Origin of the sequence: Streptomyces sp. NPDC014894, assembly GCF_043080985.1 — a bacterium.
Taxonomy (GTDB): domain Bacteria; phylum Actinomycetota; class Actinomycetes; order Streptomycetales; family Streptomycetaceae; genus Streptomyces.
In genome coordinates this window covers 1-14976 of the sequence record NZ_JBIBWD010000023.1, presented here as the reverse complement: position 1 = coordinate 14976, position 14976 = coordinate 1, and the positions used below count along the sequence as shown (strand labels likewise).

Genomic DNA, 14976 nt, shown 5'->3' with positions numbered 1-14976 from the left:
GATCCCCTAATCCAGGCCAGGTCGGAAGTCAGGGGCCGGTGAGGATGTCGTGGGTGCCGATGCGCCTCCAGATGATGTGCTGCTCGCCGGGGTGTACCGGGGTGCCGTATTGCCAGGTGGCGCGTCCTGCCGGTCCGGTGCCCATGGACCAGGTGAGTTCGTAGACGCCGCTCCGTGCGCATTGGACCCGTTTCACGCGTAGGCCGGGGCGGAATCCGTGTCCGGCGCGGAGGTCGTGGACGAAGGCGGTCTGGACGACGCGGCGGAATCGGTGGCGTTGTTTGGGGGTGAGGTGGTGGAGGTCGGTGGTGAAGCGGGGGAGTGTCGCGTAGGTGGGCACGGTGTCCTTCGGGCAGCACGACGAAGCCCTCGGCGGTTGCCGAGGGCTGAGGGATGGTTGTCGGTGTAGGGCGGTGCGCGGCGTTAGTTGGCGTTGGTTGGTGTTTCCCGGCTATTGCGGGGCGTTGCTGGGCTCGGGTGGAGAGCGTTGACACTGGCGCGCCAGCCGGTGCCGGCTCCCGCCTGGCGGGCGCCTGTAGAGAAAGTTGAGCTGTTGCGCCCGCCTGGCGGGATGTCACGCTGATCGGTCTGTTCTTGCAGGTCAGGGCGGTGTGCTCTGGTATGTATGACGATGGATCCTGTACTGATCACCGTGGGCCAGAAGTACGGCTACTACACGCGCCATGTGCTGGCCGGGCACGACTCCCGCCCGTCCCGTGGGTCTCTTCGCGAGGCGCAGGAGGAGGCGGGTGTCCCGGTGGGGCGGTGGATGGGCCGGGGCCTGGCCGTGCTCGGCCTGACCGTGGGGGAGGAGGTCACCGAGGACCAGCTGCGGCACTTGTTCGGTGAGGGCCGGCACCCTCATGCGGATCGGATCGAGGCCGAGCAGCTCGCCGCGGGTGCGTCGCCGAAGGCGGCGGAGCGGGCGGGGGCGCTGGGCCGGCGGGTGAAGGTGACTGGTGCCGATCTGACGTGCCGGCCGCAGCCGAGTATCTATCTCCTGTGGGCGTTCGGGGACGAGAGGACGCAGCGGGTCATCGAGGCTGCTCATGAGTGGGCGATGGGGCGGGTGCTGGTGTGGATCGAGGACGAGGACGCGGTCATCCGTATCGGGGCGCAGGGCGCCTATGAGGTCCGGCCGGTCCACGGTCTGGCGGCGGCGCGGTTCCGCCACTACGAGGCCCGTTCCGGCTGGCCGCTCCTCCATGATCACCTCTTGCTGTCGCTGCGGGGGTTGCGGCCGGACGGGAAGTGGGGCGCGGTGCACTCCACGACCCTGCTCCGGAACACCGTCGCCGCGAGCGCGCTCTACAACGAACTCGTCATGGCCAAGGTCTGTGAAGACCTGGGGCTGGCGTCCGAACCGCGCACGGTCACCCCGGGGCGCCGTCCGGTGATGGAGATCGCGGGGGTGCCGCACGGGCTCATCGCCTGGACGGCCCGGCGCAGCGACCAGATCACCGCCTGCCGGACCGGGCTGGAGCACCAGTACGTCACCGCCGTCGACGACCAGGGGAACCCGAAGTTCGCCCCCGCCGTGTCCGAGCGGGCCCGCGCCCGCCTCAACGCGATGGCGGCCCGGCAGACCCGCCCGCCGAAACGGAGGACGGCCCGCGCGCTCGCGGATCTGCGCGAGATGTGGCGGGACAGCGCGGTCCGCAAGTTCGGGGCGGACCTCATCGACACGCTCCTCGACCTGGCCCGCGCCGCCGCGGCCGCGGTCCGGGCCCGGATTCCGGCCGTGGTCGACCTCGCCCTGGCCGCCGCCGCTGTCGCCGCGGTGGTCTTCGTGATGAACAGGGACGGCACCTTCCAACGCCATCACCTCCTGGCCGAAGCACGACGCCACCTCGCCCTCGTCCTCCGGGGCCGCCTCCGCGAACCCGGCCTCGACCACCAGATCGTGGACACGGCCATCGCCACGCACTGCCTCGACATCACCGACTCCACGACGCTCCACAGCCGCACCCCCGCTCACCGCCTCTACACCACCCGCTGGACCGAGGCCGACCTCCGACCCGCCCGCCGACAACGGGCTATCCCGGATCCCGGCCGTCAGCTACCACCCGACACCGACAGTGCCCCGGCAACACCCCAGCTTCCGTCCGGCACGGGCGCCCCAGCGACGCCCCGGCTCCCGGACCAGGCGGCGGGGGAGTGGGAGATCCCCCGGGTCCCGCTGCGCTACGACCGGGCCGTCCTCGCCGCCGGGGTGGTCCGCGAGAAGCTCCGCACCACCCTCACCACGGCCGGGCGGGGGTACGACGTCGCCGCGCACCAGCAGGCCGCCATGCCGGAACAACTCCTCCCACCCCCCTTGTCCGCCGGAACCGATCGTGACGACGACCAGGAGCAGCCGGCCGAACCCCGGGAAGCGCTCGACCTGACCGAGGTGCGCGTTCTCAAGAAGTCCCGTACCGATGTCGAATCCCTCGATCTCACCGCCGAGCAGCTGCGCCGCCTCCTGGAGGAGTACACACGGGCGGGCGAGGAGGCCCGCGAGCGAACGGCTCGGTACGCCGAGCCGGACGACGTCGGCGAGCCTGATCGGCCGGTGCGCGGGGGCGACCAGCAGGCGCACCGCCCGCAGCAACCCGGACCCCACCGCAGCCCGGGTGTGGGCCGCTGAGCGGATCCCGGCGGGTGGAGCCCACCGGCCGCATCCGTATCGGTCCGGCTCCGGCCACCGCTCCTGCTGCTCATCGCTGGACTCATCCCGGTGTGCCGGGCCGGTCCTGTCCAGCGAGGGAGAGGACCGGCCAGTGCTGTGGCGGATTTCCGTCTTCGCCCGACATGTCCTGCCGGGGCGGGCCGAGAATCGTCAGGGCCGGTCCCGGCCGACGCTGAACAGGTCCCGCACCGCGGCCTCACTGCGGGCGGCTTGAGGACCGTGCCGCCTGACCTGCCGCCACGCGCGGACTACCGAGCCCCCTGCATTGGAGCACCCGCGTTGACCTACCAGCCCTCTGACCTGAACCTGTCCGACCCGACGACGGGCTACCTCCACTTCGTCCTCTACACCGAGGCACGCCTCGGCATTGCCTCATCGTCGCTGAACGCCGAGCTGGACATTGAGGCTTCCCAGACCGTGACACCTCACTTCCAGGAGTGGCTGAGCAGGCTGGAGCGCTGCGAGCCGAACGCGATGCACTGCACGCTCGTTGAGTCGGCGAAGATCCCGTCCCTGTTCCACCCGTGCGTCACTGAGGACAAGAACAGTCCAGCGGCCATCTCCGGAACGGGCTGCCTGTGCCGGCGGGCCTTCTACGACCCCGAGTTCGGGCTGCCCGTGGTGGGCGAGCACTTCAAGCACGCGGGCACCGGCGGCACGGACCAGTGGAGCTACCAGACCTACGCCCCGCTCGAACTGCGCCCCGACGACATCTTCAGCAGCTTCATCACCGGCCGCGGCCTGTTCTGGGCCCGGACGGACAAGGGACTCCTGTCGATCCTGCCGCAGAAGCACGCCGTCGGTTACAACCTCGGCTACAGCGGCGGAGGCCCCCACGCTCTGGCCGCCTACCTCACCCAGGTCGCGGAGAACGACGGAGGGACCACACCCGCCGGCACGCCCTACGAGGATGCGCACCCGGCGATCCTCGCCTGGACGCAGAGCAGCGCCGCGGACCGTGGCACGAACGAGCTGACACTGAACGACCTCCAGACGATGCAGCGGGCCTGACCCGCCGCCGACGCCCGCGCCGAAGAAGGAGCCGCCCCTCTTCGGCAACCTCGGATCGAGAGCGGAGACGTCGGTGCGATGGACCCGGTGTGTACGGCGGCGATGCCGGGCCCTCCCAGATGGATGCTGTGCACCACCCTCGTGAGTGCACGGCATCGTGGGGGAGTGCCTGGCATCGTCGGTGGCGATGCCAGGCATCACCCTGATGCGCGTCTTCCTGTTTCCCCTTGGATGAACGCTGCTGCGGACAACGATGTGAGAGACGCGGGAGGCGATCGTTTCTCCCGGCTGCGTCGTTGACCCGGGTATGGGACTGAACGCGCGGGCCGCGCCCGGAGTCGAGCAGCGGGCCGAGCTGGCGGTGGTGAGCGCCTGTCATCTCGCCGATGTCGTCACACCGACGGCCTGGAGCACGGGCGCGGCTGAGGACGCCCTGGACGCGATCGACGTCCTGGCCGCCGCCCTCTCCGAGATCAGTCCGGAGACCGCCGACGCCCTCGGCGCCGTGACGGCTGCCACCACCGCGGCGCGCCACCACCTCGCTCTCCCCACGGACACCGGCTCCGCCTCCAGTGCCGCCGGAGGGGTGGCCCTGCCCGTGCCGCGGGCCGAGCCACAGTCTGGTCCCGTGTCACCGTCCCGACCGCGGACGAGGCGGCGCGGGCTCGGGCCCGGGTACCGGGGCATCGGCACGGAGCCCTGACCCTGCGGTGAAGTCCGCCGGTGCACCCGCGATCCGGCGTTGGCCGCTGAGTGCACCTGCCGGCCCACTCGATGCTCACCGACGATGTCGTGCACTCTCAGGGTGGAGCACGACATCGCCCGCAGGATGCACGGCATCGCGGGTCCTGTGGACAGTGGCCGGAGATTTCTCCCCGCTCCCTAAATCGGTGTGAATCGTCTGGTCAAGGGTCGAGTCCGTCCTATACGGGCCCCCTTGACCAGTGCTGGTCCCGAACGCCCGGCTCCGTGGCGTACCCCTTGACCGGCGTGCCCGCCTGGTCGTGTGTGCCGGTGTTTCCCCTGGACACGGCCCTGCTGTCGGCCGCTGTTGGACCGCGGTCAAGGGGGGCTCCTGCACGCTTCCGTCTTCGGATCAACGCCCCTGGCTCCGGCCGGGGGCAGTGAAGGAGACGACGATGACGCCGACCACCCGTCCGCGGCCCGGGCCCCGAACGCCCGACCGGCTGTCCACCGCCCGCACCGGCCCGGACCCCGGCACCGGCAGAACGGGCCGTATGGGGCTCCTTGGGGGGCTACTTCGGGGTGTCCTTGGGAACCCACTCGGGTGCCCGTCACCCGGTGCCGGGGTGAAACCGCAGGTCACACACGGAATCGGCGTGTTTTTCGCGCCGTCACAACCCTCTTCTCTCCTCCTTGTCCTATGTGGAGGAGAGCATCGGGTCCGGGTGGGCCGGATGCCCTCCCGGGTCGGGCAGGCCGGACGGCCGGTGCGCGGCGAGCGGTCGGCGCGCGGTGTGCGGTCGGCGGCGTGTGACGGGCGGCCGGTGTGCGGCCGGTCGCGAGTGATGGGGGAGCGTGGCTGATGGCGGGGAAGCGGAAGACGAATCCGGCGGGGTCGTCGAACGAGTTGCGCGGCGATGTGCTGCGCGTGCTGGGTGTGCTGAAGGTGGCGACGGCTGATCAGATCCAGCGGATCGAGCGCCCGCATCTGTCCTTCCGGCACACCGGCAAGCCGACCCCGTCCGAGCGGAAGACTGCCCGCACCGCTGCCCACTGCGGTGCGCTCTCCGATCTCCGCAAGCATGGCCAGTCGGAGAACGGCGGCCGGACCAAGCAGGCGGAGACCCTGCGCAACCTCACCCTGAAAGGTCTGGAAGCCGCCGCGAAGGCACTGGAACGCCCGATGACGGAGATGGGCGGCACCGCCCGCGGCACCGGATCCAGCGGCGGTACTCACGCCATGGCCGTGAACGAGACGATCATCGCGATGCTGCGCCCGAAGCCGGACCTGAAGCTCCTCACCGGCGAGCCGGCCGAGGCCCAGGCCGCCGCCCGGGCGGTCGCCGGCGCGTCCCCGGGGATCGGGACGATCGCCTCGTACGCGACGGAGATACCGCTGCCCGCCAACGGCACCTGGAGCGCTCCGGGGAAGGGCGGGGCGCAGGCCGACATCGTTCTCACCGCCCCGCAGCACGGAGTGCCGCTGCTGTTCATCGAGGTCGACAACTGCCACGAGACCGCCGAGGAACTCGCGGCGAAGCTGGAGAAGTACGCCCGCTTCTTCCGCAGGAAGGCCAAGGACACCGACGGCCGGGAGAAGCCGTTGTGGCGGACCCGCTGGGCCGTCACCGACGCCGGGCCGGACCACCCGTATCCGCCCGTCCTGATCGTGTTCAACCACATCGGCGCCCGGGACCCCAACCGCACGGTCGTGCGCCTCGCCGAACTCACCCGGCACCTGTGGAAGGGCGAATGGGACCCCGACGGCTACCACTGCTACGACCAGAAGATCCCGATCGTGGCGACCGGCCTGCGAAACCTCCGCCAGCACGGCCCGGCCGGCCCGGCCTTCCGGCGCTTCGGCCGCCCGGGACAGCAGACCCTCCTCGATGCGATCGGCAACCCCCGCCTCGACGCCGCCCGCGCCCGCCAGCGCGCGCAGATCAAGGCGAACCAGGAGGAGTACCAGGCGCAGCTCCGGGAGATCAGGGAACGCCACGCCGAGCGTGAGGCCCGCCGCCCCGCCTGCACCGGCTGCGGGGCCAAACTCAGCGACGCACGGTGGAAGGCGGCCCAGGCGACCGACTGGGACACCCCGAAGGACACCCGCCCGCACCTGTGTGACACCTGTAGCCCCCAAGCCGCCGCCACCGAGGAGCGAACGGCGGAAGAACAGGGACACCGTGAGCACGCAGCCGTCGCCGACGCCCAGGAGGCCGACCGGCACCAGCGGCCGGAGCCGCTTCCCGACTGGGCAGAGCGCAGGCACTTCCTGCGCTTCACCCGTCGACCCGTCTGCACCCAGTGCGGGGCGGCGTTCACGGACGAGCGGTGGCAGGCGGTGGAGCGCACCGGCTTGGACGTCCTTCCCCAGGAGACCCGCCCGCACCTGTGCGGAAACTGCGACCAGTGGTACAAGGTCGACGGGGAGCAATCCTGGCCGCACATGGACCCCCTGCCCCGGCAGGAGGAGCGGGACCAGGAGCGGGACCAGGAGCAGGCCGTGCCCGAGCGGAAGCCCACCGGCTGGTTCTCCCGCCTGCGCCGCTGAGCCGGGCAAGCCGCCGGCGGGGCACGGGCTTGCCCGAGGACGGCCTTGGGCAAGCCCCCACCCGCCGGCGGCGCGGCGATGGGTACAAGTACCGGTATGACACAGCAGCGCATCCGGTGGCCGGCCGTGGTGGCCCGGGCCCGTCAGATCGTGGAGAGCTACGACGGCGGCGTCACGCTGCGGCAGGTCATGTACCGCCTGGTCTCCGAGGGGGCGCTCCCGCACACCCCGTCGATGTACCGGCACCTCTCCTCCCACCTCGCCAAGGCGCGCCGTGAGAACCGGTTCCCCGACCTCATCGACACCCTGCGCGAGGTCCACGTCCCGCCCGCCTGGCCGGACGCGACCGCCTTCCTCCGGGAGGCGGTCGGCTGGTTCGGCCTCGACCGCACCCAGGGCCAGCAGCCCGTGTACGTCGCCGCCGAGAAGGACACCCTCCGGCAGATGTTCACCACCTGGCTCGCCGAGTACGGCATCCCGGTCCTGGTGGTCCGCGGCTTCGCCTCCCAGTCCTACGCCGACGTCGTCCGCCACCGCACCGCCCACGGGGGCCGTGCCACGCTGCTCTGGTTCGGCGACTTCGACGCGAGTGGCACCGAGATCGAACGGGACTGGGTCCGGCGCACTGCGGACTGCTGGAGCGAGGTCAGCCGGGTACTCCTGACCTACGACCAGGTCCAGCGGTACGAGCTGCCACCGGCCGAGGGCAAGAGCGGCGACCCGCGGTGGCCCGCCTTCGCCCGCCGCCACGGCTTCGACCCCGCCCACCCGGTCCAGTGGGAAGTCGAAGCCCTCGACCCCGACGAGCTCCGGCGCCTGGTCCTCGACACCGTCACCCCGTACATCGACCGCACAGTCCTCGACCGGCAGATCACCCGCGAGGAAGAACAGCGCCGCGCCCTCGCCGCCTTCCTGGACGGCTGGGGCGCGGCGGGCGGGCAAGCACCGGCGTAGCGCTGTACGGGTGCCCGCAGGCTCAGACGGATACCGGAGTTGGGCGGAGGGCTGCGAGCGGGGAGCGCCGGCCTTTCTCCACGGCGCGCAGCTGTTCCCAGTCGATGTCGGGGTGGGCGGGGACGATCGCGTCGACGGAGGCGGTGGTGTAGAGGGCGACGTCGACGGCCCCGGCCCGGCTGGTGCCGAACTGGACCTCGACGGACTGCGGGGAGCGGACCCATCCGAGCCGGACCATCCAGTCCCAGTCCACGCGTCGCACCCGGAGGCGGGCTGCGGCCTGTTCGGGTCCGAGCGGGCTGTCGGCGGCGACCAGCTCCGCCAGGTCCTCGCGCCGGCAGACCTGGTCGACCTGGTCGGGGTGGTGCAGCGTGCCGTCCGGGTTCGCGCTCAGGTCGACCAGGAGGCCGCGGTCGACGAGGCGGCGCACGACGAACGCCGTCACGATCGCCTTCTCGCCGTACGCGGTCGGGTTGGGGGTGCCGAGCGCGTCGGCGATCCGGTCCGCCGCCGCACGGCCTGAGATCGGAGGGGAGGGCATCGCGGCCCGGACGGCGTCGGCGTCCATCGCCTCCACCGCGGCCCGGGACCACCGTTCCGCGCACTGCGTTGCCGACGACGTCACGTCGGGAGCGGGGACGAGGCCGGTGTGCCGGGCCCACCGGAATGCTGTTGCGGGCACCTTCAGGCGCTTGGCGGCCTGGCCCGCGTCGTACTCGGTTCGTCGTGCCATGGGGATCGGGTCCCTTCCTCGCGAGTCCGCTGCCCGAAACGGGCATCCACGAACGTGACAGAACATAAGAAACTATGTCAAGCACCTTTTAATCAGCGTAATTTGGCTGAATCCATCACCAGTCGCGCCCGCGTACGCGAGGGTGGATCTCACCCGCTCGGGCTCAGCGGACGAACACCGCCCGGACCGGCGACGGCACCCGTCGTCCCGGGTGCTGTCACCGCGAAACCCGCCCTGCCCGGCCCGGCCGGGCACATCCGAAGAGACCGAAACCGCCCGCACACCCGCCGTCCCAGGCGGAACGGAAAGGAGACCCTGCCGTGGATTCCTATGGGACCGCTCAACTGCCCGGCGACCGGGCCAACCAGTGCGACGCCACCGCCGTGTGGACCGCCCCTGGCGGCACCCGGGCCTACGTCCTCCTCGACGGCGTCGGCGACACCCCTACCGTCCGCGCCTGGACACGGACCGCCGCCCGCCGCCTGGCCCGCACCGCAGCCCTCCACGCCGACGCCGAGACCGCACTGCGCGCCGAACGCGACCGGTACGCCGCCGAACCCGGCCGGCACCCCGACGACGGCTCCCGGCTCCCGTGCGCCGCGGCCGTCGTCGTCGTCCACACCCCCCATACCCCGGGCACCCCCGGCATGGGCGGGGTGCTGTCCTTCGCCTGGTCCGGCGACGCCCGCGCCTACCTCCTCCTCGACGGACACCTCCGCCTCATCACCGAGGACCACAACGAACGCCGCGCCTACGAAGGCCACGGCGACCGCAACGTCCTCACCGCCTGCCTCGGCGCAGGCCGGGACGACAAGGAGACCGAAGAACGCTACGGCCACCCCGCCGTGGAAACCGTCCGCGGACCCGCCCGCCCCGGCAGGCTGCTCCTCACCTCCGACGGCGCCTACGAACCCCACGAAGACGGCGACCACGACCTGGCCGGCTATCTGACCGGCGCGCCCCGTACGTCCGCCCGGCGCCTGGTCGACGACGCTGTCCGCCGGGCACGAACGCTGCCCGATCCGTACGCGGACAACGCCACCGCCCTCATCGCGCATCTCACCTGACGACGGCCGGCGACCCCAGGCGGGCCGGGGCGGGGCCGGGGCGGTCCCTCCTCGGTCCGGGCTCCGGCCGACCTCTGGGACAGGCTGTTCTCAGGTTGCCGCCGTTGCTGCTCTGGGACACTGGGTCCCACTGTTTCAGCGGCGAGGAGTGAGCGCATGGCGGCGAAGAAGGACCCGGCGACGTTGGTCCGTCAGGCCCGGGATCTGATCGAGGAGTTCAACCGCGTGGTGCTGGACGACGCGAAGGACCTGTCGGCGCCCGCCCTGTCGGAAGCCACCCAGGCGCTCAAGTCGCTGGTCGGCCGGCTGCCGCAGGCGTTCGAGCAGACCGCCGACGTCCTGGAGATGCTGGCCGCCAACAACAAGGTCACGGTGGACCAAGGCGACCCGAAGACCGAGGCGGCCACGACCGCCGCAGAGCTCCGGACCGCCGCGGCGGACAGCGAGCAGCTGGCCAAGACCCTCTCCCACCCCGCCTCCGCCCTGTTCCTCATGGGAGGCCGCTAGAAATGCCCCGCCTCCCCTCGCCCGAAGAGATCGAAGCCGCCCGCACACCCAAGGGCGGATGGACGCGCGACCAGCTCGCCGCCTGGGGCATCCCATGGCCCCCGCCCAACGGCTGGAAGGACGAGCTGACCGAACGCTGGAAGGCCGCCCGCCAGGACGACACACCCCCACCGCCGCCCAGCCCGGCTCCGACCGGCTTCGCCCAGGACACGCTCGACTTCGGCTGACGAGACGACAGCGGGCCCGGACAGGATCACCCTGTCCGGGCCCGCTGCCGGTTTCCGGCCGCTCACCGGCTGAGGCGGATGCGCGGCCCCCACGCGAATTCGAGGTCGTCCAGGAAGACGGTCTCCAGCTCCTTCTCCCACGCGCTGCGCAAACCGAACGGCGCGGCTTCCATCCGCTCCAGGATGACCAGGGTCTCCGGCTGCCCGACCAGCGCGTACCGGCCCCGCGAGGCGGGCCGGCTGCCCGGCCCGTACGCCCGCAGCAACTCCTCCAGACGCGCACGGTGCTGCTCCACGAACACCTCCAGGCGCTCGGTGTACCCCTCGCGTTCCTCGGGACGCACCGCGGCCAGGGCGACGTCCAGGAAGTCTCGGCCGTTCGGCCAGTGCCGCATCCCCGGCGCGGCGACGGCCCACGTGAACCCCTCCGCCACCGCCAGAACGCGCCTCGCGTACAGCGGCGACGGAGCCAGAGCCGGGGACGGGGCCGGTTCCTCCACGAGAGCTTCCTGCGGGGCGGGGGAGGCCGGCTGCGGGAGGTGGGCGAGCGGCAGGGCGCCGGAGGCGGCGCGCCCGCCCTGGGAGGCGGCGGTGGTTGTCAGCGGCACCTCCAGTGCTTCCAGGTGGGCAAGGAGGAGACGCGCCAGGGTGCGGCCGTGGTCACTGCCGTGCGGTTGCCGGGGGGTGCTGCCGTCGCCCCGATCGCCCGGGTGGGCGAGGTGCCAGGGATGTACGACGGTGCGGTGGAAGAAGTCGGCGAGCACCTCGAACAGGTCGCTCGCCGCGGGTCCGGGTTCGTATCCGCCGACCACGGCGCTCGCGGCGCTCCCGATCTCGGCGGCGCTCTGCGAGAGCGCGTCCAGCATGTGCCGTGCGGAGTTGGAGGGGGTGTCCTCGAAGACCTCCACGATCCGGTACAGACCCGGGGAGCCGTAGAGGTTGCCCTCTTTCGCGCGACGCACCTTCACCGCGGCCTCCTCGACCGAGTCGGCGGTGGCATGGTTGATCAGCTCCGAGGCGCCGGGGTGCTCCGGCTCGGCGCACCTCGCGAGGACCTGATAGAGCCCGCGCTGCTCGGGCGGCCGTACCCCGCCGGACGCGGGGTGCCCCTGCCCGCGCTCCTCCGGATCGCCGGCAGGCGTGTACTCGCCGAAGACCTGCCGCGCGACCAGATGCCGGATCCGCTTCAGCTCCGCCAGCCGCACGGCCGCCCCATGCCTCTCGGCAGACCCCGCAGACCCCGCAGGCCCAGCCCCGTCCCCGGCAGCGGCGATCAGCTCGCCCAACTGCTCATACGTCAGACCGGTGACCTCCCGGCGGACTTCCACCCGGAGTTCGGCGTCGCTGCGCGCTGTCGTCATGTCGGTCCTCTGGTCGGTGCCGTCGGTGGTCACGCTGTGCCTCCCTGGTCGGTACGGGCGCTGCGGGTACGTGTGCGACCCAGTCCGGATCGCGTACGGGCGTTGGCGCTCGGGTCTCGGTGGCCGGGGCGCGCATGATGCGCCAGCTGGTGCGCGGCGCGGTGACGGCGTGGACCAGGACGACGACGGCCTGCCGCACGGCGCCGCCCCGGGCCCACGCCCCGGCGTGGCGGACCTGATCGGCCGCCCAGTCGCCTGCCCGCTGCCACGGGCGCAGCCGTCCGAGCAGATAGCCGGCCGCGAGCGCGGCGGCCGCGGTGACGACGATCCTCATCACGACCACCGCATCCCGATCGCGGACAGCTGCTCCATCCGCTCCGGCGTCAGCGTCGCGGCCCTGCTCCGCTGGTTGCCGACCCATGCCCCCAGACGGAACTGGAGTTCCCAGCCGTCCTCGGAGAGCACGGTCTCGACATGCTTGCGGGGCACCTGGAGATGCCCTTCGCGCTCGAAGAACTGGTGGGCGGCCGCGAGGTTGGCGGTCCACTTGTCGGCCTGCGTACGGCGCTTCGGCTTCTCCTCCTCGGGCGCGGGCCCGATCCCGAGGACGTGCTCGCACATCCACTGCTGCACGGTGGTGAGCTGGTCCCACCCGTATCGGACCGACCGCACCCACCGCCCCAGATCCTCGCCCTGGCGCAGGACCTCACCCGCCTCGGTGGGCAGCGCCTCACCGGCGTCCAGGTGCATCCTCACCAGGTGGAAACCGCGCTGCCAGGTGACCGGCCAGCTCGGGCACCAGGACGCGTCGATCTCCTCCAGCTGCTCGCGCCGCGTATCCGACAGAGCCCCGGCCGACGACTCCACCGGCAGCCCCTCAGCACGCCGCTGCTCGTTCTCGGCGGCCTTGCGGGCGGCGGCCCGCGCGTTCTTCAGGAAGATGCCCACCCGGTACCCCTGGAAGGTGGCGTCCAGCGGGGCCAGGAGGTGGCCGTGTTCGGCGGCCCACCCGCGCGCGGCGGACAGGCCCTCTTCCCACGCGACGTCGAGGTGGCTCCAGATCATGCCGAGCTTTTCCAGCTGGGCGACGCGGTCCTCGTCCATGTCGCCGCGGGCGTAGAAGCGCCGGTTGTCGGCGGTCCACTGCCCGAGCGGGAACCCGGCGAGTGAGGCCGGCCATCCCGCGCCTCCCGCCTCCTGGTCGTCGGCGGCGGGCACCCGGAACGTGAACGGCACCCGCAGGTCTCCATGCTCGCGGACGTAGATGACGGCGGCCTCGATGCCGCGCCGCCAGTGCTCGTGCTCCGGGTTGACGACGCGCAGCTTGATGAACGCGGCGAGCGCGGCCGGGTCGCGGGGCGTGGAGAACTTCAGCAGGGCCCTGGCGGGGGCGCTGACGCCCCCGGAGCCCTCGCCGCTCCCGTTGGCACTCTTCCCGCTGTCGTCCTTGCTGGCGGGCTTGTAGCGGCTTGGGGCCTGCTGCTCCGCAAGGGGCTCCACGATCCGCGCGTCGTGCGCCCGCAGCGCCTCCAGCAGCTTCGCCAGCCCGCCGAACGCCCGGGAGGTGAGCATGTTGTCCGCCGTCTCCCCGGGTCCGAGCAGCACCGGCACCACCAGGCTCGCCACCTTGCCCTCGCCCGGCTGCATCCGCAGCGCCCGGCCCACCGCCTGGACCAGGTCGGACATGGAACCGCGAACGTCCGCCCAGTACACGGAGTCACAGTTCTTGGTGTCGACACCTTCACCGAGGACCTTCACCGAGCACAGGAAGCACTTCTCCACGACGGTGCCGTCCATGGCGATCCCCGCAGCGAACTCGCCCAGAAGCCGGCGGCGGTGGAGGATCTTGTGGTCGCCGTAGAGCCAGTCCGCCCAGATCGTGGCCGGGTAGAGCTCCGGGTCGGATGCGTGCAGCTGCGCGGCGATGCCGGGGAGACCGGCCGCGAACGCTTCGGCCTCCTTCACGACGTGGTGGAAGACGAGCGTGCGCCGGAAGTTCTCCTCCGCGGACGCCTTCACCAGGGCGGTCTGGAGGGCAGCAAGCCGCGCCCCGCGGATCTCTGCGGAGCGGCCTTCGGCGCCCAGGAGCTGCGCGGCCTGGAGGGCGGTGTCGGTGATGTCGACGCATACGACCTGGTAGGGGGCACAGATTCCCCGGTCGATGGCCTCCGAGAGGGTCAGGGTGAAGCAGCGGCTGCCGAAGGGCCCGTCCGGGTCATCTTCCATGCTCGCCACCAGCTCGCCGGGTGCGCCGGCCGCGTCATCCTCTCCGAGCTGCCACAGCCGGGGCGTGGCCGTCATGTAGAGGCGGCGCAGGGACGGGATCTTCTGGTTGTCGTGGACGACCGCCCACGGCTTCCCGATCCGCCCCGAAACCCGGTGGGCCTCGTCCACGACGATCAGGTCCCAAGCCGCCAAACCCGCCGCGTGCGCCCGCTCCAGCTTGCCCAGCCCGAGGCTGGCGTACGTGGCGTACACGGTGACCTTCTCCAGGCCCCGGGTCCACTCCACCAGCTCGTCCACGGACGTGGTGTTGGGGAAGGGCGCATCCTCGCCCTCCAGCGAGGACACCCCGATCATCGGCCCCCGGCGGCCTCCCTCGCGCCACGCGGCCTCAGTCTGCGTCAGCAGGTCCTTCGAGGGCACGAGCACCAGCACACGTCCCGCGTGGAGCTCCTCCGCGCTGCGGACCGCCACCCGGGTCTTCCCGGACCCGGTCGCCATGATCACCTGTGTTCGAAGCCCTCGTTCGGGCAGAAATGATCTTGCAGGCAATTCGAGCGCACGGAGGACCGCGTCGATGGCTTCTCGCTGTGCTGCCTCGCGCTGGTCAACGCGGTCTGTGCTCGACATATTCGCCTGCCTTCTTCTGGGGTGTCGTCCGGTCGATTCGAGCGGAGGAAACAGGAAAACTGCACGTAGATGAGCCGCGAGGGCTACAGTTGGACTGCTGCGATTTGCTGTTTGCCCGGCCTCACCGGAGCACCGGCAAGGCCGTGGAGTGGATCTAAGTACCCCTCCGGAGTGGTCTGGGGTGGCGTGCCCTGAGTCCATAGCTTATCTCTGCACCAAAAATGAAGCACACAGAATCACGAGATTCCCTCTAACGTGGCTGAAAGCTGCTAGTCTTGCCTTACCGCAAGCGAATCAAGAGCCTTGACGCCCCTCCAGTCCGCCCCATCCCTGCGAGTGGCCGGTCCCCGCGACCCG

12 protein-coding genes are annotated in these 14976 nt (G+C 71.6%); 8 read left to right on the top strand and 4 right to left on the bottom strand.

The window, feature by feature from the left end; all coding sequences use genetic code 11:
* Window positions 1-28: 28 nt before the first annotated feature.
* Entirely contained in the window at window positions 29-340 is a 312-nt protein-coding gene (locus tag ACF089_RS34045) for a hypothetical protein (RefSeq protein ID WP_392035467.1), read from the bottom strand.
* Window positions 341-625: 285 nt separating this feature from the next.
* On the opposite strand from ACF089_RS34045, the gene mobF reads away from it, so the two are divergent.
* From mobF to ACF089_RS34020, 5 genes are all read left to right on the top strand, one after another.
* Entirely contained in the window at window positions 626-2629 is a 2004-nt protein-coding gene (gene mobF, locus ACF089_RS34040; protein WP_392035464.1) for a MobF family relaxase, read from the top strand.
* A gap of 459 nt (window positions 2630-3088) precedes the next feature.
* Window positions 3089-3682 (top strand): hypothetical protein, encoded by a 594-nt coding sequence (locus ACF089_RS34035; protein ID WP_392035461.1) that lies wholly within the window; start codon window positions 3089-3091, stop codon window positions 3680-3682.
* Window positions 3683-3989: 307 nt separating this feature from the next.
* On the top strand, window positions 3990-4385 hold the full coding sequence (locus tag ACF089_RS34030) for a hypothetical protein (RefSeq protein ID WP_392035459.1): 396 nt from the start codon (window positions 3990-3992) through the stop codon (window positions 4383-4385).
* Window positions 4386-5228: 843 nt separating this feature from the next.
* A complete protein-coding gene (locus tag ACF089_RS34025) occupies window positions 5229-6917 on the top strand; it encodes a replication-relaxation family protein (RefSeq protein WP_392035456.1) in 1689 nt (562 codons plus the stop codon).
* Window positions 6918-7013: 96 nt separating this feature from the next.
* Window positions 7014-7871, top strand: coding sequence for a hypothetical protein (locus tag ACF089_RS34020; protein ID WP_392035454.1), 858 nt, complete (start codon window positions 7014-7016; stop codon window positions 7869-7871).
* Between the two features lie 22 nt (window positions 7872-7893).
* Here the strand turns inward: ACF089_RS34020 and ACF089_RS34015 are convergent, their stop codons facing one another.
* Window positions 7894-8604 (bottom strand): hypothetical protein, encoded by a 711-nt coding sequence (locus ACF089_RS34015; protein ID WP_392035451.1) that lies wholly within the window; start codon window positions 8602-8604, stop codon window positions 7894-7896.
* Window positions 8605-8924: 320 nt separating this feature from the next.
* Between ACF089_RS34015 and ACF089_RS34010 the strand changes: the two genes are divergently transcribed.
* The 3 genes from ACF089_RS34010 to ACF089_RS34000 all read left to right on the top strand — a co-directional run bounded on the left by ACF089_RS34010 (window position 8925) and on the right by ACF089_RS34000 (window position 10405).
* Window positions 8925-9671, top strand: coding sequence for a PP2C family protein-serine/threonine phosphatase (locus ACF089_RS34010; RefSeq protein ID WP_392035449.1), 747 nt, complete (start codon window positions 8925-8927; stop codon window positions 9669-9671).
* A gap of 156 nt (window positions 9672-9827) precedes the next feature.
* The gene (locus ACF089_RS34005) at window positions 9828-10178 is read left to right on the top strand and encodes a hypothetical protein (RefSeq protein ID WP_392035446.1); all 351 of its coding nucleotides are present in this window, start codon (window positions 9828-9830) and stop codon (window positions 10176-10178) included.
* Between the two features lie 2 nt (window positions 10179-10180).
* On the top strand, window positions 10181-10405 hold the full coding sequence (locus tag ACF089_RS34000; protein ID WP_392035443.1) for a hypothetical protein: 225 nt from the start codon (window positions 10181-10183) through the stop codon (window positions 10403-10405).
* Between the two features lie 62 nt (window positions 10406-10467).
* Here the strand turns inward: ACF089_RS34000 and ACF089_RS33995 are convergent, their stop codons facing one another.
* Together ACF089_RS33995 and ACF089_RS33990 are read right to left on the bottom strand one after the other, a co-directional pair.
* Complete coding sequence (locus ACF089_RS33995; RefSeq protein ID WP_392035441.1) at window positions 10468-11799, bottom strand: hypothetical protein; 1332 nt, start codon at window positions 11797-11799, stop codon at window positions 10468-10470.
* Between the two features lie 300 nt (window positions 11800-12099).
* Window positions 12100-14619, bottom strand: coding sequence for a Helicase associated domain protein (locus tag ACF089_RS33990; protein ID WP_392035438.1), 2520 nt, complete (start codon window positions 14617-14619; stop codon window positions 12100-12102).
* Between the last annotated feature and the right edge of the window lie 357 nt (window positions 14620-14976).